This is a genomic window from Alcanivorax profundi (assembly GCF_003597125.1).
GTDB lineage: Bacteria > Pseudomonadota > Gammaproteobacteria > Pseudomonadales > Alcanivoracaceae > Alcanivorax > Alcanivorax profundi.
The window spans coordinates 1-551 of the sequence record NZ_QYYA01000073.1 but is presented as its reverse complement, the minus strand read 5'-3'; the positions used below and the strand labels follow the sequence as shown (position 1 = coordinate 551).

Here is a 551-nt window from a genome sequence, read left to right as displayed (position 1 = left end):
GATTGGATGCCGATAAGGTTTATACCGTAAAGGAGACCAATCTGATGCCTGGCAAGGAATCTGATTTGGAGTGCAATGGCAAGCAGTACAGCGGTGACTATCTGATGAAAGTCGGCTTGAATGTATTCAGCCAGACCGATGGAACCAGCCATGTATTGGTATTAGAATAACGTATCAACTATTCATAATAAAAACGAAAAGCAGCAAAGTCTATAATAGGCTTGCTGCTTTTTTTTAGGTATCTGTATCTTTTTTCCCTAATGATTTTACTTGTTTAGCGGTCTTGCCACAAACTCAGTATGAAGGGTCTCCATCGGATGCTCCTTCAGATTGATGAGGATGTTTGGCGTATTGCCGTTGGCGATGATTACCTTGATGCCGGCATTGGCTACATCGTGGGCGGTCTTTACTTTAGAAGTCATACCGCCTCTGCCGTGACGGCTCTTGCTGGCAAGGATGTACTCACTGATGTCACGGTCGTAATAAACCGATGGGATGATGCGGGTGGTAGGCTCGCTTGGGTCACCATTGTAGATGCCATCCACATTACT

General features: G+C 45.2%; 2 protein-coding genes. One reads left to right on the top strand and one right to left on the bottom strand.

The window, feature by feature from the left end; translation table 11 throughout:
* Nucleotides 1–2: 2 nt before the first annotated feature.
* On the top strand, nucleotides 3–170 hold the full coding sequence (locus tag D4A39_RS19090) for a GH36 C-terminal domain-containing protein (protein WP_497707269.1): 168 nt from the start codon (nucleotides 3–5) through the stop codon (nucleotides 168–170).
* A 96-nt stretch (nucleotides 171–266) separates the two neighbouring features.
* On the opposite strand, the gene D4A39_RS19085 is transcribed toward D4A39_RS19090, so the two are convergent.
* Nucleotides 267–551 (bottom strand): amino acid kinase family protein (locus tag D4A39_RS19085; RefSeq protein WP_233552523.1); only part of this gene is annotated, 285 nt, incomplete at its 5' end.